Source organism: Pseudarthrobacter sp. O4 (assembly GCF_050157025.1).
Lineage (GTDB): Bacteria > Actinomycetota > Actinomycetes > Actinomycetales > Micrococcaceae > Arthrobacter.
Genome location: NZ_CP189591.1, coordinates 2,757,426 through 2,774,522 on the forward strand (window position 1 = coordinate 2,757,426; position 17,097 = coordinate 2,774,522).

Here is a 17,097-nt window from a genome sequence, read left to right on the forward strand (position 1 = left end):
CCACGCCATGCGCCAAAGTTAGTATGGTGCTGATCGTGCCAGCTCACGGTGTGAGTGGGCCTTGAAGGACGCGGAGTGCAAGGGCAGCATCACCTTCGATGATTGCGGTATCTGCGAGATTGGAGCGGCCCCAGAGACCGAGGTACATTCCGTGTACGTGGGCGGTAACCGATGCCGCGGCGGCACCCTGGCCGAGAGCCCAGCTGGTGCCCCCGGGTACGTGGAAGGTCACGGCCTCTTCTGGGTGCGGCATCCGTTCGAGCCGCAGCTGACGTGGGGCGAACATTGCCAGGACCTCATCAATACCGTCGAGCATGAAGTCCTCTCCGAGGGCTGGGCCTTCCAGATCTGACGCTTGGCAGGCGTCGACGAGGTGGATGGCGTGTTCGTGTGCCTGGCGCCGGAGCCAGAACCCGGCCGTGCGCGGGGGCGGGCCAAAGTTCCAGCACTGAGCCTCCGGGTCAAGCGCCGACATGGTCCCGAGGAACGCGTCAGCGCCTTCAAGGAACCATGCCGCGGCGCCCTCGGCCGGCGGGGCCGGTTCGTCGACGAACGTCCCCTCACGTACCACTGCGGCCGCCCACCGTTCGATCGAACCGAGGTGGCCGAAAAGCTCAACGAGTGTCCAGCCCGGACAGGCCGGAACAGATCGGGCCAGCACTTCGTCCGGCTGGCGTGCCAGCGCCCTCAGACGCTCGAGGCTGCTGGTCAGCTCAGCAAGGTAGCAATCGGGCCACATGAGTTGAGCATAACTGGCCACCGGGGAAGCTATCCGGGATCTACGGACGGGCCGCGGCAGGCACCGTCGACAGGGCTGCACGAAGCTACCCGCGGCGGAGGACCCGGCGCGGGTAGCTACGCGTGTGGCCAGTGGCGGTCAGTTGGCCTTGGCTGGGCGGGTTCGGGCCAGGGCCGTCACGCCGGCGGCGAGGCCGATCAGTCCCGCGGCCAGTCCGAACCAGCCGGCGGTGGAGCCAGCATCACCGGATGCTGTCGTTGCCGCGGCCGGGGCAGCAGACGGAGCCGGGGACGCGGAGGTCGCAGTGGTGGCGGGGGCCGCGGCTGCGGCCGAAGCGGCTGAGGAGGGGGCGTCCTTGGCTGTGGTCACGAACGACGGGGCCGGATGTTCGGGTTCGGCCTGGCCTTCGACGGTCTTCTCGTCCCACTTCACCACAGTGCCGTCGGTGTAGGTCTGAGCCGTGGGAAGTGTCACCGTGGTCCCGGCATCGGGGAGGACGCCGACGGAGAGCGAGAACGCCTGGTATTCGTTCTGTCCGATCTGGTGAGCGGCGTCGGCAGTCCACACCACGGAGCTTACGGCTTTGGTGACAGTGGCCCCGGCGACTGTGACCGGCTGGGGAAGGTCGCTGGTGGTGACCTCGGCCTTCCAACCCTCGATGGGTTTCACGGACACCGACGTGAACGGGGTGTCGGTAGGCACTGTGACTTCGAGTTTGGTGGTCTTGGCCGTTGCGGATTCGTTGGGGACGTTGAAGGTCAGGTGCGTGTAGCCGCCCGCGGCCGGGTCATCCGGGTCGACGTGGACGTGGGCCGAGGCTGCAGCGGCGCCGGCGGCGAGCAGGCCGGAGGTCATCGTGGCGGCTGCGGCGGTCTTGAGGGTACGGCGAAGGGAGGTCTTCATGGCAATCGTGCCTTTCACAAAAAGAAAAATCGGAGCAGGAACGGGCGGAACAGCATCCGTCCGGTGAAAGCAGCGGGTGGCCGCCTGCGGTCCCTGTCCGTGTATGAAAAGGGTTCGTCTCAGGCGGCCGGCACGAGAGCGGGCGGACCCCGCCGGGCCGGCAGCCGCCGGCCCGCCCGGTCCATAGGGCGGCTTGGGGTGGCTGTGCAGGGTCCGGGGACGCGCACGGGCACGACGGTGAGAGGTTCGGGCTGCTGCACCAAGGGGCGCAGCCACTCGGAGAGCGCGGAAAGGGCCAGTTCCCCGCGGGCCAGCAGCACGGCGGTGCCCAGCGTCGCCACCGCGTGGGCGGCGAACATGGCCCCGTCCATGCCCGCCGCAGTAGCCGGCATGGCTTGGCTGAACAGCTCGGGGGCCAGACCCGCAGCCGTATTCCCGGCATGGCTGTGTGTCCCTGCCTCCGGAAACGTCGCGGGCGCAGAGGCGGACAGGGCGCCGAAGGACCAGTGAAGCCAGGCCTGCCCCGCCCCGAGCAGCCCGGTCAGGACGAGAAAGGACAGCCGGAAGCGTGTCAGGACCGCGACCGGGATCATCGCCACGGCACACAATGCCGTCAAGATCGCCGGCTCGGGCAGCCGACCGGCGCCGGCCAGGTGTCCGCCGGCGGCCAGTCCCAGAATGATGGATCCGATCAGCCCGGTGCGGAACAGCCGGAAGGAGGCTCGCGTCATCGTGGGCGGTCCTCTCCGGGTTCCAGGGGCAGGCTGGGATTCATTTGGTATTCTACGGGCCGGCCGGCCTCGGTGCGCACGAGGGGAGTTCATGACACCGGGCCGTCCGCGTCGTGTCCGGACAGGCGGCGGCGGACGTGAAATGCTGTCCCGGCCAGTCCCGCCGCCATTTCGGCACCGCCGCGCTCTCGCCGTCTGTGTCGTAGGCGGAACCGGGACGGATTTGCGAACGCAATCATTACGAATTACCGACGTGTTCCTGCCGGGGCCGTTGGGCTCTCGCAGCCTGGACGGCGGCGACATAGGGTGGGTACATGGCGCAAACCAGAGGTATTGTGCGGCACCTTGACGGAGATCTGCGCGACCGTCGGGTCCTCGTGGTCGAGGATGATCCGACTGTCAGGGAGGTCGCGTGCGACTACCTTCGCTCGGCCGGCCTGATAGTTGACCAGGCCATCGATGGAATCAGCGCCTTGACTGCTGCGGAGCGCACGCGGCCGGACCTGATCGTGCTGGACCGGATGCTTCCCGGTATCAACGGGGCGGAAGTCTGCAGAAGGATCCGGGCCCGTGCTTCGACACCGATCCTCATGCTCACCGCTCTCGGCTCCACCGAGGAGCGCATCGAGGGACTCGAAGCGGGCGCCGACGACTACCTGACCAAGCCTTTTTCGCCGCGGGAACTCGTCCTTCGTGTGCAGTCAATCCTGCGGCGCAGCGTCACTGACATCACCCCCGAAGCCCCCTTCGTCCTGGATGGCTTCAGGGTGGATGCGTCCAACCGCAGGATTTTCCAGGACGGCCGCTTGCTGGTCCTGGCGGTCCGCGAATTCGATTTGCTTGCCTTCCTGCTGAAACATCCTGATCATGTCTTCAGCCGGGCGCAGCTGCTGAAAGAGGTGTGGCGTTGGGATTTCGGGGACCTGTCGACTGTCACGGTCCATGTCCGCCGGGTCCGCGAGAAGATCGAAGTCGACCCGACGAAACCGCGGTTCCTGACCACCGAGTGGGGCGTCGGGTACCGGCTGAGCGTCCCGGGGACCGGTGAGTCATGATCGGGCTGGCCGACTTCGGCATCATCCTCCTCACCGCAGTGGTGGCAGCGGCCGCCGTCGCGGTCCTCGCGGGGGTTGCGCTGCGGCTCGCGCGGCACAAATCGATGCTGTTTCGGCTCCTGATTGTCGTAGGGGCCACGGTTGCATCGATGGCGGCGGCGACCATCGCGATCGCTGCCGAGATGTATATCTCGGATCACGATCTCCTCGTGTTGTTCTGGATGATGGGGGTCACGGCAGCTATTAGCCTGGCCGGCGCCGCGGTGATCGGCGTCGGCATCACCCGTACGAGCGACCGGCTGCGTTCCACGGCCAGGGCAGTCGGGGACGGCCAGATCGTTGTGCCCGAGGATCACGACGGGCTGGAGTTCGCCGCCCTGGCCCGCGAACTGGCCGATACTTCGCAGCGGCTCGCCCGGTCCCGGGAGGAGGTGGCCACCCTGGATGAATCACGACGCCGCCTGGTTGCGTGGATCTCGCACGATCTGCGCACCCCGCTGGCCGCGCTGCGGGCGATGGCCGAGTCCCTTGAGGATGGCGTCGCCGAAGACCCTGCCCGCTACTACCGGCAGATCCGTCTCCAGACGGAAACCCTGGGCAGTATGGTCGAGGACCTGTTTGTACTGTCCAAGATCCAGACGGGAACGCTGTCCCTGCATATGGGGCCTGTGTCGCTGTTTGATCTGGTCAGCGATGCTGTGGCAGACCTGCACCCGGTCGCCGCATCACGATCGATCACGCTCAAGGAGTCGCGGACCGGAAACCTGACCCTTTTCGGCGACGCGCGGGAGCTCTCCCGGGTCATCGACAACCTTCTGATGAACGCCATCCAGCACTCCCCGGCGAACAGCGAGATCCTCATCTCGGCCCGCGAGACCGGGGACGAACACGTGGCGCTGAGCGTCGTGGACGCCGGCGGTGGAATCCCGGAAGAAGACCTCGGCAAGATCTTCGACGCCGGCTGGCGCGGCACGCCCTCCCGGACACCCTCGACTGCCGCAGGGATGTCTGCAGGGGCCGGCCTCGGGCTTGCCATCGTGGCGGGCATCGTTGAAGCCCACGCCGGTGGGGTGTCGGTCCGCAATGTTCCCGGCGGATGCCGGTTCGATGTCACCCTTCCGCGGTTCGGAGCCCGCGCGGCTTAAGGGCCCGGCATCGCGGAGTGCCGCGGGACGGTCGTTGTGGCGGGGCCCATCGCCGGCGGCGTCCGGGATACCCGACGGCGGGTCTGCGGCCCTGCCTGTCCCGGTCAGCGGCTCGCGCCTCGCAGGGGAGCGGTGGCAAATTCCCGCATGCCTTCGGCAAAGCCGACGGCCGGAGACCAGCCCAGTTCGGCCTTGATCCGCTCGGAGGAGGCGGTGATGTGCCGCACGTCCCCGAGGCGGTACTCGCCGGTCACAACCGGCATCGGACCGCTGCCGAACTCACTCAGCACCCGGGCTACGTCGCCGATGGTGTGCACTTCGTCGGCCCCGACGTTATAGGCGCGGAAGTTATAGGCGCGGAAGCCCGGGCCGCCGCCGGACAGCGCCTCCGCTGCGGCGGTATTTGCCGCGGCGACATCCCGGACATGGATGAAGCTGCGCCGCTGCGCGCCGTCTTCGAACACGCGTGGCGCTTCGCCGCGGGCCAGAGCCGAACGGAACAGCGAAGCGACGCCGGCGTAGGGAGTATCCCTGGGCATCCTGGGGCCGTAGACATTGTGGTAGCGCAGCGCGACCGCTGAGCCGCCGGTACTCCTGGCCCACGAAGCGGCAAGATGCTCCTGGCTGAGTTTTGATGCGGCGTACACGTTCCGAGGATCCAGCGGGGCGTCCTCGGTGACCATCGCCGGGATCAGGACTGCGCCCGTTTCCGGGTTGCGGGGATCGAAGATCCCTGCGCGCAGGTCAGCCTCGTCACGGGGACCCGGCCTGCAAGGCAGCCCGGTCTCGGAGTCCGTGTAGGCACCTTCGCCGTAAACCACCATCGAGGAAGCCAGGACCAGCCGCGGGATGGCACGGCGTTCCATGGCAGCCAGCAGGACAGCGGTCGCGAAGTCGTTATTTCGGATGTAGTCGGGCGCGTCCGCGAAGCTGACGCCGAGCCCCACCTTTGCGCTTTGGTGGCAGACAGTGTCCATTCCCTCCAGCGCGCGGTCCACCGCGTCCGGGTCTGTGACATCTCCGGTCAGCAACTCCACCCTCGGATCAAACTCCGGCGGGCCGGCGTGGAGGGCAGGGTCCAGCGAATCCAGCACCCGGACTGACCATCCTTTGGCGAGCGCGGCGTCGACGATATGGGAACCGATGAACCCGGCACCGCCGGTGACGAGGAGCCTCACCGGGCGGACACTCCCTGGCCCGCAACCGGAAGAGCCATGATCCGGTCCACGGCTGTCTGATCCATCAGGGTGCGGGGGGCATAGTCATCGCCAATCGCGGCGATCGTCGCTTCGAGCACGGCCAGGACGCTGCGCTGGGCATCCTTCAGGCGCGCAAAAACGGCTTCGGCGGTCACCGGATCCGAACCGTCATGCCCGGTATCGGAATCGGTGATGAACGCCAGGTTGGCGAATCCCATGTTCAGCTCGGCGGCCAGGACGGGTTCCGGGTACTGGGTCATGCTGATGATGTCAGCGCCGCCGGTGACGTACCAGGCCGACTCGGCCTTTGTGGAAAAGCGTGGCCCGTTGACAACCACCACGGTTCCCTGCGGAACGTAGCGGACATCCTGCGCCGCCAGCGCGGCACCGAGAAGTGAACGCAGTGCCGGGCAAAACGGCTCCGAGGCCGGCAGGTGCTGGACGCCGGCCGGGGTGACGCCGTCGGCCACGGTGCCGTCGAAGAAGGTATCGGTGCGTCCCCAGGTCCGGTCGATCAGCTGGTCCGTGACAACAAACGTCTCCGGCCCGAAGCCTTCGTGCAGTCCGCCCACCGCCGAGGAGGAAATCACCGCCTCGACGCCCAGGCTCTTGAGCGCCCAGAGGTTCGCCCGGTAGTTGATCTTCTGGGGCGGCAGCGAATGTTCCCCGCCGTGGCGGGGTAGGAATGCCACGGTCCTTCCGGCGACGTCGGCCAGCGTCACGGGGCCCGACGGCGGTCCGTAGGGAGTGCCGACGTCGACGGTCGCCCGGATTCTTGCGCCGGGGAGCCGGTATGTCCCGGAGCCTCCGATGATTCCGACGCGCGCCTGTGCCGTGCGGCTTGCTGATTGTTCCATAGGGCCATCCTGCCAGCCGTGCGGGAGCTCCGATGACGGGGCCGGTCCGGTCACCGCTGATCCGGGCTGCGGCTCAAGGCCTCGGTCCGGAGCGCCGACGCGGCGGCCAGGCGCAGCCCAGCTCGGCGCCGCAGCCAGGCTCCGGCGCCAAGTGCGGCGCCCGCGGCGAGGAGAACGCCCTGGTTGATCGGCTCGCTGTAAGGCTCGACCTTGGGCACCATGTAAATGACGTCCAGGGCAAGGATCACCGCGATGTACTCCCACCTGCGGCTGAGCACGATGAACGGCAACAACATCAGCGCGTACCAGGGATAGTTGGGGCTGACAATCAGCAGGGTCAGCCCGATCATGACGGTCTGCTGGTCCCAGACCTTGTCGGCGCGTGTCCGCCGCATTACTCCCAGCGCCACGACGGCTAGGGCGGCCGCGCTGAGAAGCGGCGGCCACGTGCCGGTGGAAACGATCTGCGCGAGGCCGAACCGGATGCCGCCGCTCTGGCTGTACCCCTCTTCCCTGAGGTATCCGGGCAGGAACCCGAGAACCCCGGCCCCGGCGACCGCCAGGTACGGCACGTAGAGGAGCACGAAGGTGCCCGCCGCCGCGGCGATGAACCTGACCGGGCGCCGGAAAAGCAGTGCGGGCGCGGCGATGACCGGGATGAGTTTGGTCGCCACCGCCGCCCCGAACGCCGCTCCCGAACGGAGCGGCCTCTCGCCGGCCAGCAGCATGCCGGCGGCCAGAATCAGCGCTCCGCTGAGCACGTCGACATGGGCGTTGTTCACCGCCTCAAGAAGCACGAACGGGCTCCACCCCCACACAGCGGCCAGCTCGCGGGGCAGCCCGCGTCTGGCCAGCACACGGAGCAGCATCAGGGTGACGGCCACACTGATGAGCAGCCCGCCGAGCTGGAAGGGGATGTAGCCGACGGTGTCCGGCACGGTGGCACGCACGCCGAGGAAGTAGAGCTCGGCCGCGGGCGGATAGATGGTGGGCACATGCGGCCGGTTGATCGCCGTGCACAACGGATCCCCGGAGGGAAAACCGGATGCGGCAATGGATTCCGTCCCGAACAGGTCCTGGGGACAGACAGGTTTGCCAGCGGGGCCGGAGGCGCCCGGCGCGAACAGCCAGCCGGGCCGGAGGCCGCTGAGGGTCTCGTCGATGGGCACATAGGAATAGGGCGAGATGCCTGCTTTTTGAATGATGCCGTCCCACGCATACCGGGCTGAATCGTTGCTGGTCCGGGGCGGGGCGCTCACGGCAACCACGCCCAGCAGGACAGTGCCCGCGACGATGACGGCTCCCACCCGGCGCCGCGGCACGTGCCGCAGGAGCAGGACGGCAGCGATGAGGACCAGCCAGGATAGGCAGGTGCCGACGACGGGCGCCGGCTGGAACGGGTTGCCGGGGAGCACCATCCACCTCAACAAGGCCGCACCCGCAAGGAACACGAAGGGAAGGACCACAAAGAGCCTGATCCCGTTTGTGCGGATTGATTCTGATGTACTGGCAGCCACCCTACCGATCCTGCCTCATTTCGGGCGCTGCCTTTGCGCTCTGCCGAAGGTTTCAGCGAATCGTAAGGTCTGGCGGCAGTTCGGCGGCCGGAATGGTGGTGTGATCTACGTATGGAGAAGCTCACCAACGCCTTGGCCGCCAGATTTGCGTCGCCGACGCGCAGTACGCGGCTGACGGTTGTTCTGGGGCGGTGGCTCGGCCTGAGCTTCACCATCTGTTTCCTGACGGGTCTTTTGAGCCACGGGTTGCAGGAACCGCCGTCGTGGATGTTCTTCCCCACCCGGCCTGTCTGGATCTACCAGCTGACCCAGGGGCTCCATGTGACCGCCGGTATCGCTGCCATTCCGCTGCTTCTGGCAAAGCTGTGGTCCGTCTACCCCGAATTGCTGAAGTGGCCTCCGATCAAGTCCGTGGCGCACGGCCTGGAGCGGGCTTCCATCGCCTTGTTCATCTCCTCTTCGCTGGTGCAGCTGACCATCGGCCTGATCAACACCTACAAGTGGTACCCCTGGCCCTTCCCGTTCCGTGAAACGCACTTCTGGCTGGCCTGGGTCATCTGGGGGTCGCTGCTGCTGCACATTGCCGTCAAGCTTCCGGCGATCATGGAGCACTGGCGCGCCCGTCCGGGCCGCGGGTCCGCGGGGGCTTCCGGCGCGTTGGTCCCCGTGCGTGAGACGAACGATGACGCGCCGCTGACCGACGACGGCGTGGCGCTGACCGACGACGGCGTGGCGGCGCCGGGCCGCTGGTCGCGGCGTGCTTTCCTGGCCGCCGTCGGGACCACCACGGGGGTGGTGGTGCTCACGACGGCCGGGCAGTCGTTCTCGTGGCTGGACCCGCTCAACTTTTTCGCGCCCCGGAACATGGGAACGGGCCCTCAGTCCGTTCCGGTGAACCGCACTGCCGCCGATGCGAAGGTCGCGGCCCTGGCCGGCGCTAAGGACTGGAAGCTGACCGTCAGCCACCAGGGGATCAGCCGTTCCTTCACCTGGGCGGAGCTCAAAGCCCTGCCGCAGTACGAGCACGAGCTGCCCATCGCTTGTGTCGAAGGCTGGAGCCAGACGGCCCGGTGGAGGGGCGTGCGGATCCGGGATCTGATCGGCGCTGTCGGCGCCCCGCCGTCGTCCTCGCTCCGTGTCACTAGCCTGGAACCTGAGGGCGCCTACCGGATCATGTCCATGCCCGCCATCTACGTGCAGGATGAGCTGACCTTGGTGGCCCTGGAAGTCAACGGGCAGACTCTCGATCTGGACCACGGGTATCCGGCCCGCATCATCGCCCCCGGACGCCCCGGCGTCCTGCAAACCAAATGGCTGCAGACTGTGGAGGTCCTGTGAAAACCGTGAAGAGCGCGAAGGTTTCAACCCCGGCCCGGGCGGGAAATTCCGTGAAGATCACGCGGTACGTCCTCGGAGTGGCGGGCGCAGGGTTGATCGGGTACGGGCTTTTGGGGTTGCCGACCAAGCTCGGGCCTCCGCAACTGATCGGGCTGCTGATCTGGCTGGCGGTGGCTGTCCTGCTCCACGACGGCGTCATGGTGCCGGTCTCCACCCTGGCCGGCGCGGGTCTCACCCGGGTGGGGTCCCGGCTGCGTCCGGCGTCGGCGGCGGTTCTCCGCGGCGCACTGATGACGGGCGCCGTGGTAACGCTGATCGCGGGGGTGCTGCTCAAGGCGCAGTCCGTGGCCCGCAACACCAGCGCACTGGAGGGCGACTACGCCGCCAATCTGCTCTGGTTCTGGGCGATCCTGGTAACGCTGGCAGCAACCCTCATCTACGGGCTTGAACGTGGCGGCTCCGGCCGCGGCGAGAGACGGTAGAACACGCGGCCTTGACGGTGCTGGATGGCGGAAACCGTCCATCCAGCGGACTGCGCCCGGGATACCAGACCTGCCCCGCCGGTCCGCGCCCAGCTGAAAGGCTCGCTCCGGTTGCCCAGTTCGTCTTCCAGCACCGCCGGGTAGGCGGTATCCAGGTCCTCGTCGGCCTCCACTTCCACCAGGAGCGTCCCGGAGGGTGCAATGAGCTGCCGGCAGCGGCGAAGCAGGGAGGTGATACTTCCCCCGATGCCGATGTTGCCATCGAGCAGGAGAACAGTCTGCCAGTGCCCGGATTGGGGTACCGCGGCGAATACCGACTGCTCCAAGGCGCGGTCACCACGGCCGCGTGCCCAGCGGACCGCTTCGGCGCTCGTGTCTATGCCCACCGCCTGCAGCCCAAGTGACCGGGCCGCCGCCAGCAGCCTGCCGGGTCCGCAGCCGACGTCGAGGATCGGCCCTTGAAGACTGTGCAGGAGCGACCTTTCCATCAGGCTGGCATCCTCGCACCAGCTGCTGACATCGAATTCCACAGGTTCCGCGTGATGGTACTGGCTCTCCGGGCGCAGCGTCAGCGTTCCGGCACCATTCTGCAGGGCGCGGGCATACGGCTCGCGCCGGCCCTGGCCAAAGAGCGCCACGGGTACAACCCCGGCGGCGGTCACCGCAGGACTCCGGCGCGTAGGGGTTCGCCCTTTGCCAGATCCGAGGCCTCATCCACTGCGAAGGCGAAGTCCGTGCCCGGAATTTCAGCAGCGATCTGCAGGGCGTCGCTGAAGTGGTCCATGTCCCGAAGCTCGGGGAGCATTCCGACGGAGAGTCCGGCCGCGGCAAGCCGGGCGAGCTGCTCGGCTCCGGTCGTGTCAGTGGACATCGGCACTCCCCGGAGCAGCGCTCCATCGGGCCGGAGCAGCGCAAGGGCCCAAAAGCCGCCGTCCGTTGCCCGCCCCAGCCATGCTTCGTGCCGGGGTGCGTCCGAGGACCAGTCGCGCAGCAGTGGAGCGACGTGCTCCGTTGAGAGCTGCGGGGTGTCCATGCCGACAATGAGCAGCGGCCCCGTGGCTGCATCGCAGATGGCGGCCAGACGCTCGTCGAGGCCGCCGGCTGCCTGCGGCAGCACCGTGAATTGCGCCGCGTCAAGCGCGTTCGGGGTTCCGTCCATGACCAGAACCCTGTGGCGTGCCCGGAGAAGCCGAAGCGTGTTCAATGTGCGGCTGAGACTCAGCTGCGCCAGCGCGGCCGCGGCTTCGGGCGTCAGCGGAGGGCTGAGCCGGGTCTTGACCTTACCCGGCACGCACTCCTTGGCGATGACCGCCACTGTCAGATCCATGCTGTCCCTCATATAGATTCTTCGTCGCGGGCGGCGGTCTGGACGGGTCCGGAAGCCGAAGCGGTGGCGGCAGCCTTCAGCTGGGCGGACATATCCTTCACCGCGGTCAACGTTCCGCGGACGGTGCCGGTCACCTTGGACTTCCCGGTGCGCGGGGCATAGGGCACGGGGATCTCCCGGATCCGCCAGTGCCGCAGGCTTGCCTTGAGGAACATCTCCAAGGGGTAGCCGCTGCGGCGGTCCTCCAGTCCCAGAGACAACAGACCCTCCCGGCGTGCGGCCCGCATCGGGCCTAGATCCGTGACCCGTTCCCCGGTCAGGCGCCGGAGCCGCCACGCCAGGACAACGTTGGCGATGCGGGCATGGAGGGGCCATGACCCGCGCTGGGGCTGCCGGCTGCCCAACACCAGGTCCGCGCTGCCGTCCATGACGGGCGCGAGAAGCGTCGGCAGCTGCGCCGGATCGAGTGAGCCGTCGCAGTCGCAAAAAGCGACGAACTCTGCCGTTGAGGCGAGAAGGCCGGCATGGGCGGCGGCCCCGAAGCCCCGGCGGACCTCCGTCACCACGACGGCGCCCAGGCTGGCCGCCAGCGCGGCGGAACCGTCCGTGGAGCCGTTGTCCACGACGATGGCCCGGTACCCGCGCGGCAGTCGGGACAAAACCCACGGCAAGGCACCTCGTTCGTTCAAACACGGGAGAACGACATCAACCATGGCGTCGGTCATTTCAACCATCCTTCAAGGCTACGGATCCGGCAGCGTTGCTTGGCCCGGGAATCCTTACGGTGTGCGCACGGAAAAGTGCCGCGGACCCTCAGGGAGGGGCCGCGGCCTTCCCGCCGGTGCAGACCATGCATCCGGCAAGTTTTCCCGAGTGGGCTATTTGGTGTTGACGGTGATTTTGGCGATGCCGACGAGCATGCCGGCCTTCACGGCGTCGGTCTTGAAGGTTTTGTTCAGCAGGCCGGCGGCGGTGTCGGAGATCAGCACGCGGGTGCCTTCCAGGATGGCGGTGTCGCCGGACTTCGCCAGCGGCTTGAGGGTGGAGCCGTCGAGGTTGAAAATGTAGGCCTGCTTCGCGGCGGTTTCGCCGTTGACGGCGACGTCACCGTAGAGCTTGGAGGTGCCGGGGTCGATGGTGAAGTTGGTCAGGTCCACCTTGGTGTCCCCGGCGGTGAGGGAGAAGCCGGAGCCGGCGTGGCTGATCAGGCCCTGGACGTAGGGGCGGTAGGCCTTGGCGGGGTCGTAGTAGTCAACCTTGCCGGCGGTGATGGGGAAGACCAGCGACCCGTCGGTGAGCGCGGCGGTGCCGACGACGCCGGGGGTCAGCTTCAGGGTCTCGAGGGCGGCGGCGAAGGAGGCGTCCAGCTTCACGGCGGTGCTGACCCCGGTCAGGGCCGGGATGGACGCCAGCGGCTTCGGCATTTCGGCCGACGCCGAAGAGGTGGCCGGGGCGGGGGCGTTGTTGGCCGGGCTGCAGGCGGCCAGGGAGAACATGAGGGAACCGGCGGCGGCGACGCCGAGGAATGTCTTGAGTGGGGTATGCATGGTGTGCTCCTTTTGTGTGGTGGGGGTGTCCCGTTCCCGAAGCCGTCGTGTTGGCCCGGGTTTTCCGGCGGGTCCGGAGTGGTCTGTCAGGAGTACTTCGGCGGCGGACCCCGCTCCGGATGGGTCCCGCCGCAACCGTCACCATTCCGTTACACCCACCCGGCCAGGCCCACAACCGACCCGCCGGCCTGCCACCCCGGAAGTTTGCACCCTGGCGGACCGTGCGAACGCGGCCCTTCCGAAAGCAGAAAAACGCGTACAATTGTGAGCGATCAGGAGGTCAGCTATGCAGTTGCAGAACCCATTGCGGGCCATCTGCCCCGCACTCGAGGCCGACGTCCTCATAGCGCTGGTCGACGGGGCCCCCAGTACCCCGGGCGCTCTCGTGCGCGCACGAGGTGTCCAAGCTTCGATCTCCGGCGTGCGCCGTTGCCTGGAACGGCTGGAGGAGAACGGTGTCGTCGACGCCGGCCGCCATGGCAACCGAGTCGAGTACACACTGAACAACCAGCACATGCTTGCCGGTCTGGTCGTCGAGGCGTCGAGGGCGACGGAGCGATTCACCCAGTTCCTGGCCGACGAGATCTCCCGGTGGAGCGAGCAGCCATTGCAGGTGACTCTGTTCGGTTCCGCGGCCCGCCGCGAGATGCGCAACGATTCGGACATTGACCTGCTGTTCGTCGTCCCGGACGGGGCCAGCGACCAGCTGTACGAAGGGATCGGTGACCTGGCCGTCGACGGGTACCGCCTCACCGGCAACGACGTCCGTCCGGTGGTCTACGAGGTATCCGAAGTCCACCGCGCGCCGGTCTTCGACTCGATCGACCGCGATGGCGTACACATCTTCGGAGACAGCCGTTGGCTCTCGCGTCGGCTGCACGCGTTGGCGGTTGCCTGACGACGGCCCGCCCGGACGCTAACGCGCGGCTCGAGGACGCCCGCGTGTTCCTGGAAGCAGCGGAGACCATCGACACGCTGAACGACGCCGAGTCCTACGCGGACGTGATCGCGACGCTCGCGGTCCATGCAGGTATCGCCGCCTCGGACGCCTTCTGCCTGCTGATGCTCGGCCAGCACTCCATTCGGAAAACCACGCCGACGCTGTCAACGTGCTGTAGAAGGGCGGAGGGGACAGCGCCACCTTGAGTCGCCTGCTGGGTGAGAAGACAAAGGCCGGATACAGCGTTAAGAGCCTGACTCGCGCCAAGGCCACAAAGTGCATTGAGTGGGCCAGTAAGCTGCCGGCCGCGGCACAGGAGAAGTACGCCCAGCCGTGACCCCCGGTGTGTTCCGTGACCGCTGGGCCGCGCTGACCACGGCCGGAGTCAGCAGCACCGCCGTCGTATCCAGGGACAGGAAAATGGTGCTCAACGCGGCCAGAAACAGCCACAGGAGAATGCTGCGCCCGCGGTCCCAATGCTGTGCGGGACCCGGCGACTCAGGCGTGCGGTGTCCAGACCCAGGGAGTGGTGGTGGTGACTTCTTGGAAGCCGAGACGCCGGAGGATGGGCCTGCTGGCAGCAGAAGCATCGACCAGCAATAACTTGGTGCCGCGTTGGACCGCGATTTCGGCGCGGCGCGCAACGAGGGCACGGTAGATGCCTTGGCGGCGCCACTGAGGTAGTGTCGATCCGCCCTATAGGCCGCCAAAATCGGTTCCGGGAATCGTGACCAGCCAGCCGGCGGAAACAATCTCACTCCCGGCCTCCGCGACCATGATGACGATGTCGTCGGGCGTCGAAGCCAGGCGGTCAGCAAGGTCATCGGACAGCCAGGACCGGTCCTGGCCCCAGACTTCGGATTCCATCCGGGCGACTCGGACAAGGTCCTCCCCGTCGGTCGTCGCGCGAATGGACAGGCCGTTCGGGAGTTCGGGCACCCCTGCCACTTCTTGGGCAGTGCAGATCAGAACCGTCTCTTCGTCCTCTGGCTCAAAACCGGCCAGTTCCAGTCGTTGGGTCAGGTCCGCGCGGTCATTGCCGTACGTCTTCCACGGGTGTCGTGACCCGAAGCAATGGTCCGTCCCAATCAAAATCCCAGCTATTCGGCAGCCGTGTCGCGATCCCCCCACGAACCTGTTGGTCGTGAGCGGCGAGGAGCTCTGCAGTGGTAAGCATTAGCCGATCCTGCCACACGGGTGGGCTCGGACCTCCGCTTAAGCTCGCTTTCAAGCTCGTTGACCTGTTAGAAACGACCAGTTTGTGACAAGCGGTGACCGCCAGCCGGGAATGGCGGCTCCTTCGCAGGATGAGTTGGCGGTTTCAGCGTCCGACCTCCTGGTAGAGGAAGCTGCCGCCAGCGTTTCACTTTCCTGGAATTGGAACACCGAAGTGCAGGCCCGGGTGCCGTCACGTCAGCTGGTCAACGTCCTTTTGAATCTCCCCCGGATTGAGCGCGCCCCATCTGCCAAAGTTTTTTGGGTCGCGTGGTTACACTTTGGGGGCTGCCGGACATTAACAGGGCATGAGCCTACAAACAGTCCGTAAGGAACGAGGGGACTTGGAGAAGGAGAAGCGCTTCTTGGCCGCGCATGCTGCCGGCCACGACCGCATCTATCGCTATTTCCGCCGTCGAACAGAAAACGCCGCTACCGCTGAAGACCTTTGTGCCGAGGTCTTCAGGATCACCTGGGAGAAGACAGGGCCGGACGACAGCCTTTCAGTCATGGTCCTCTTCGGGATAGCGAAAAACGTGCTCCGCAACCATGACCGGTCATCTGTCCGGTCCGCCGGCCTCCTCGGAGCTCTTCAGTTCGAACGGAACCACGAGCGCCACAATGATGAATCCCCCATCCATGAGGCACTGAGTCAACTTGGCCCCGACGATCGCGAAGTACTGCTTTTGACCTACTGGGACGGCTTCAGCTCCACCGAGGTCTCCGACCTGCTTAACACCAGCGCCACCGCGGTCAGGATGCGCCTGCACCGGGCCCGCAAGGCACTCAGCCACCTACTTCAGACCCAGACGCAGCCAGAGGGAGCAGCAAGATGAACAAAACCACTATGTCCGGTGACCTCGAAAGCCATCTTGCATCTGTCGATCCGGGAAACTCAGTCACCGAATCTGAACTGGCCAGGAGCCGGGCCAGATCGCTGTCCTTCCTGACTCCCGACGCCGGCTCGGTGCCCCATGACCAGCTTCGCGCGGGCCACCTGGATGGGCCGTACACGCCCGTCGAAGCCCGGCCTGCCGTTACTTCGCTGTCCTCGCGCCGCCCGCGTCGGTTCGTGCGCCGGGTTGTGCTCGCCTCGGCAGCCGCCGCCATGCTCGTCGGGGCGATCGTGGCCGCCGACGTCATTGTGCCCGGCAGCCACGGCGGCGCAACCGCCGAGGCAGCCGAAGTGTTGAACGCCGCCGCAGCCGCAACCATCACCACGTCCGACCCGCTCGTCGGACCTGGCCAATACCTGAAGATAGATACCACAGCCGTCTACGCCATGGGCGTCCTATTGGGGGACCCTGGAGGAGACCGCCGTACGGTGGAGTGGCTGGACAAGTCCTCCGACCATCTCTACGTTCCCGCCGACCAGACAGCCGAATGGATCTGGAACCGCGAAGCCCGCATCCCAACGACGTTCTTCAGCGAGGATGCCAAGGCGGAGGCGGCCAAATACCAGCAGTCCCAGGCCGGTGACCCCATCAGGATGGGAGAACTGCTGAGGGCACCGGGTGGGAACTTCTACGGAGAACAGCGGATGCTGTTCGCCGGCATGCCCCTGCTCGAGGGGGTGAAGACTCTGCCCCGTGACCCCCAGGCCCTCCTGGACACAATTCGTCAGCGAGGAAAGCAAGGCAGGCCGGAAGCCGAAACGCTAGAAGCCATCGCGGAAGCCCTGGGCACCGGAGTCGTCCCGGCAGACCTCCGCGCTGCACTGTACAAAGCGGCCGCGCTCATTCCCGGAGTCACCGTCGTAGACCGGCAAGCGAACCTTGACGGCAAGGTAGGCACAGCGATCGGGATCGAGCGTCCGGGCATAGAAACCCGGATGGACATCATTATTGATCCGGCCACCGGGCTGCTGATCGGAGAACGGGAGGTTGCGCTGACAGCCACCGCTGATTTCCCCGCCGGAACGGCGACATCCTGGACCTCGGTTCAAACCTCAGTGGTCGATTCTGCGCCCTAGCAACCACTGAACCATCGGAAGACCTCCCGGCATCACGAGCTCCCGGGAGGTCTTCTCACTGTTCAGACCTCCGGTCTCATCGACGGCCCGGCGCTTCCGGCCAGATCCAGCCGGCACAACCGGCAGTCCA

At 66.8% G+C, this 17,097-nt stretch carries 19 protein-coding genes; 8 read left to right on the forward strand and 11 right to left on the reverse strand.

The window, feature by feature from the left end:
* Nucleotides 1-43 precede the first annotated feature (43 nt).
* The 3 genes from ACQCSU_RS12805 to ACQCSU_RS12815 form a co-directional block, all read right to left on the reverse strand.
* Entirely contained in the window at nucleotides 44-739 is a 696-nt protein-coding gene (locus ACQCSU_RS12805) for a maleylpyruvate isomerase family mycothiol-dependent enzyme (protein ID WP_426975689.1), read from the reverse strand.
* Between the two features lie 138 nt (nucleotides 740-877).
* Complete coding sequence (locus tag ACQCSU_RS12810; RefSeq protein ID WP_426975690.1) at nucleotides 878-1,642, reverse strand: YcnI family protein; 765 nt, start codon at nucleotides 1,640-1,642, stop codon at nucleotides 878-880.
* Nucleotides 1,643-1,761: 119 nt separating this feature from the next.
* Entirely contained in the window at nucleotides 1,762-2,373 is a 612-nt protein-coding gene (locus tag ACQCSU_RS12815) for a hypothetical protein (RefSeq protein ID WP_426975691.1), read from the reverse strand.
* A 314-nt stretch (nucleotides 2,374-2,687) separates the two neighbouring features.
* On the opposite strand from ACQCSU_RS12815, the gene ACQCSU_RS12820 reads away from it, so the two are divergent.
* Together ACQCSU_RS12820 and ACQCSU_RS12825 are read left to right on the forward strand one after the other, a co-directional pair.
* On the forward strand, nucleotides 2,688-3,428 hold the full coding sequence (locus tag ACQCSU_RS12820) for a response regulator transcription factor (RefSeq protein WP_426975692.1): 741 nt from the start codon (nucleotides 2,688-2,690) through the stop codon (nucleotides 3,426-3,428).
* Complete coding sequence (locus ACQCSU_RS12825; RefSeq protein ID WP_426975693.1) at nucleotides 3,425-4,573, forward strand: sensor histidine kinase; 1,149 nt, start codon at nucleotides 3,425-3,427, stop codon at nucleotides 4,571-4,573. The genes ACQCSU_RS12820 and ACQCSU_RS12825 overlap by 4 nt, the downstream gene beginning before the upstream one ends.
* Nucleotides 4,574-4,677: 104 nt before the next feature.
* On the opposite strand, the gene ACQCSU_RS12830 is transcribed toward ACQCSU_RS12825, so the two are convergent.
* Genes ACQCSU_RS12830 through ACQCSU_RS12840 form a run of 3 tightly spaced genes read right to left on the reverse strand, consistent with a single transcriptional unit; the run spans nucleotide 4,678 to nucleotide 8,146 of the window.
* On the reverse strand, nucleotides 4,678-5,751 hold the full coding sequence (locus tag ACQCSU_RS12830) for an NAD-dependent epimerase/dehydratase family protein (RefSeq protein ID WP_426975694.1): 1,074 nt from the start codon (nucleotides 5,749-5,751) through the stop codon (nucleotides 4,678-4,680).
* Nucleotides 5,748-6,629: an MTAP family purine nucleoside phosphorylase gene (locus tag ACQCSU_RS12835; protein WP_426975695.1), complete on the reverse strand. Its 882-nt coding sequence runs from the start codon at nucleotides 6,627-6,629 to the stop codon at nucleotides 5,748-5,750. Before ACQCSU_RS12835 ends, ACQCSU_RS12830 begins: the two co-directional genes overlap by 4 nt.
* Before the next feature lie 50 nt (nucleotides 6,630-6,679).
* Entirely contained in the window at nucleotides 6,680-8,146 is a 1,467-nt protein-coding gene (locus tag ACQCSU_RS12840) for a glycosyltransferase 87 family protein (RefSeq protein ID WP_426975696.1), read from the reverse strand.
* A 111-nt stretch (nucleotides 8,147-8,257) separates the two neighbouring features.
* Here ACQCSU_RS12840 and ACQCSU_RS12845 point away from each other — a divergent pair, with 111 nt between their 5' ends.
* Together ACQCSU_RS12845 and ACQCSU_RS12850 are read left to right on the forward strand one after the other, a co-directional pair.
* Nucleotides 8,258-9,484, forward strand: a complete 1,227-nt coding sequence (locus tag ACQCSU_RS12845; protein WP_426975697.1) for a molybdopterin-dependent oxidoreductase — start codon at nucleotides 8,258-8,260, stop codon at nucleotides 9,482-9,484.
* A 50-nt stretch (nucleotides 9,485-9,534) separates the two neighbouring features.
* On the forward strand, nucleotides 9,535-9,966 hold the full coding sequence (locus tag ACQCSU_RS12850; RefSeq protein WP_426975698.1) for a hypothetical protein: 432 nt from the start codon (nucleotides 9,535-9,537) through the stop codon (nucleotides 9,964-9,966).
* Here ACQCSU_RS12850 and ACQCSU_RS12855 read toward each other — a convergent pair.
* The 4 genes from ACQCSU_RS12855 to ACQCSU_RS12870 form a co-directional block, all read right to left on the reverse strand.
* Nucleotides 9,921-10,628 (reverse strand): class I SAM-dependent methyltransferase, encoded by a 708-nt coding sequence (locus ACQCSU_RS12855; RefSeq protein WP_426975699.1) that lies wholly within the window; start codon nucleotides 10,626-10,628, stop codon nucleotides 9,921-9,923. The genes ACQCSU_RS12850 and ACQCSU_RS12855 overlap by 46 nt on opposite strands.
* Entirely contained in the window at nucleotides 10,625-11,293 is a 669-nt protein-coding gene (locus ACQCSU_RS12860) for a TIGR04282 family arsenosugar biosynthesis glycosyltransferase (protein ID WP_426975700.1), read from the reverse strand. Before ACQCSU_RS12860 ends, ACQCSU_RS12855 begins: the two co-directional genes overlap by 4 nt.
* Nucleotides 11,294-11,301: 8 nt before the next feature.
* Nucleotides 11,302-12,018, reverse strand: coding sequence for a glycosyltransferase family 2 protein (locus ACQCSU_RS12865; protein WP_426975701.1), 717 nt, complete (start codon nucleotides 12,016-12,018; stop codon nucleotides 11,302-11,304).
* A 153-nt stretch (nucleotides 12,019-12,171) separates the two neighbouring features.
* Entirely contained in the window at nucleotides 12,172-12,840 is a 669-nt protein-coding gene (locus ACQCSU_RS12870) for a hypothetical protein (protein WP_426975702.1), read from the reverse strand.
* A 286-nt stretch (nucleotides 12,841-13,126) separates the two neighbouring features.
* Here ACQCSU_RS12870 and ACQCSU_RS12875 point away from each other — a divergent pair, with 286 nt between their 5' ends.
* Both ACQCSU_RS12875 and ACQCSU_RS12880 read left to right on the forward strand, forming a co-directional pair.
* Complete coding sequence (locus ACQCSU_RS12875) at nucleotides 13,127-13,738, forward strand: nucleotidyltransferase domain-containing protein (protein ID WP_426975703.1); 612 nt, start codon at nucleotides 13,127-13,129, stop codon at nucleotides 13,736-13,738.
* 44 nt (nucleotides 13,739-13,782) lie between these two features.
* Nucleotides 13,783-13,986 carry a hypothetical protein gene (locus ACQCSU_RS12880; protein WP_426975704.1) on the forward strand — a complete coding sequence of 68 codons (204 nt, stop codon included), beginning with the start codon at nucleotides 13,783-13,785 and terminating at the stop codon, nucleotides 13,984-13,986.
* A 490-nt stretch (nucleotides 13,987-14,476) separates the two neighbouring features.
* Here the strand turns inward: ACQCSU_RS12880 and ACQCSU_RS12885 are convergent, their stop codons facing one another.
* Nucleotides 14,477-14,719, reverse strand: coding sequence for a hypothetical protein (locus tag ACQCSU_RS12885; protein WP_426975705.1), 243 nt, complete (start codon nucleotides 14,717-14,719; stop codon nucleotides 14,477-14,479).
* Between the two features lie 620 nt (nucleotides 14,720-15,339).
* Between ACQCSU_RS12885 and ACQCSU_RS12890 the strand changes: the two genes are divergently transcribed.
* Nucleotides 15,340-15,831 (forward strand): RNA polymerase sigma factor, encoded by a 492-nt coding sequence (locus ACQCSU_RS12890; protein ID WP_426975706.1) that lies wholly within the window; start codon nucleotides 15,340-15,342, stop codon nucleotides 15,829-15,831.
* Nucleotides 15,828-16,967 (forward strand): CU044_5270 family protein, encoded by a 1,140-nt coding sequence (locus tag ACQCSU_RS12895; RefSeq protein WP_426975707.1) that lies wholly within the window; start codon nucleotides 15,828-15,830, stop codon nucleotides 16,965-16,967. The genes ACQCSU_RS12890 and ACQCSU_RS12895 overlap by 4 nt, the downstream gene beginning before the upstream one ends.
* The last annotated feature ends 130 nt before the right edge of the window (nucleotides 16,968-17,097 follow it).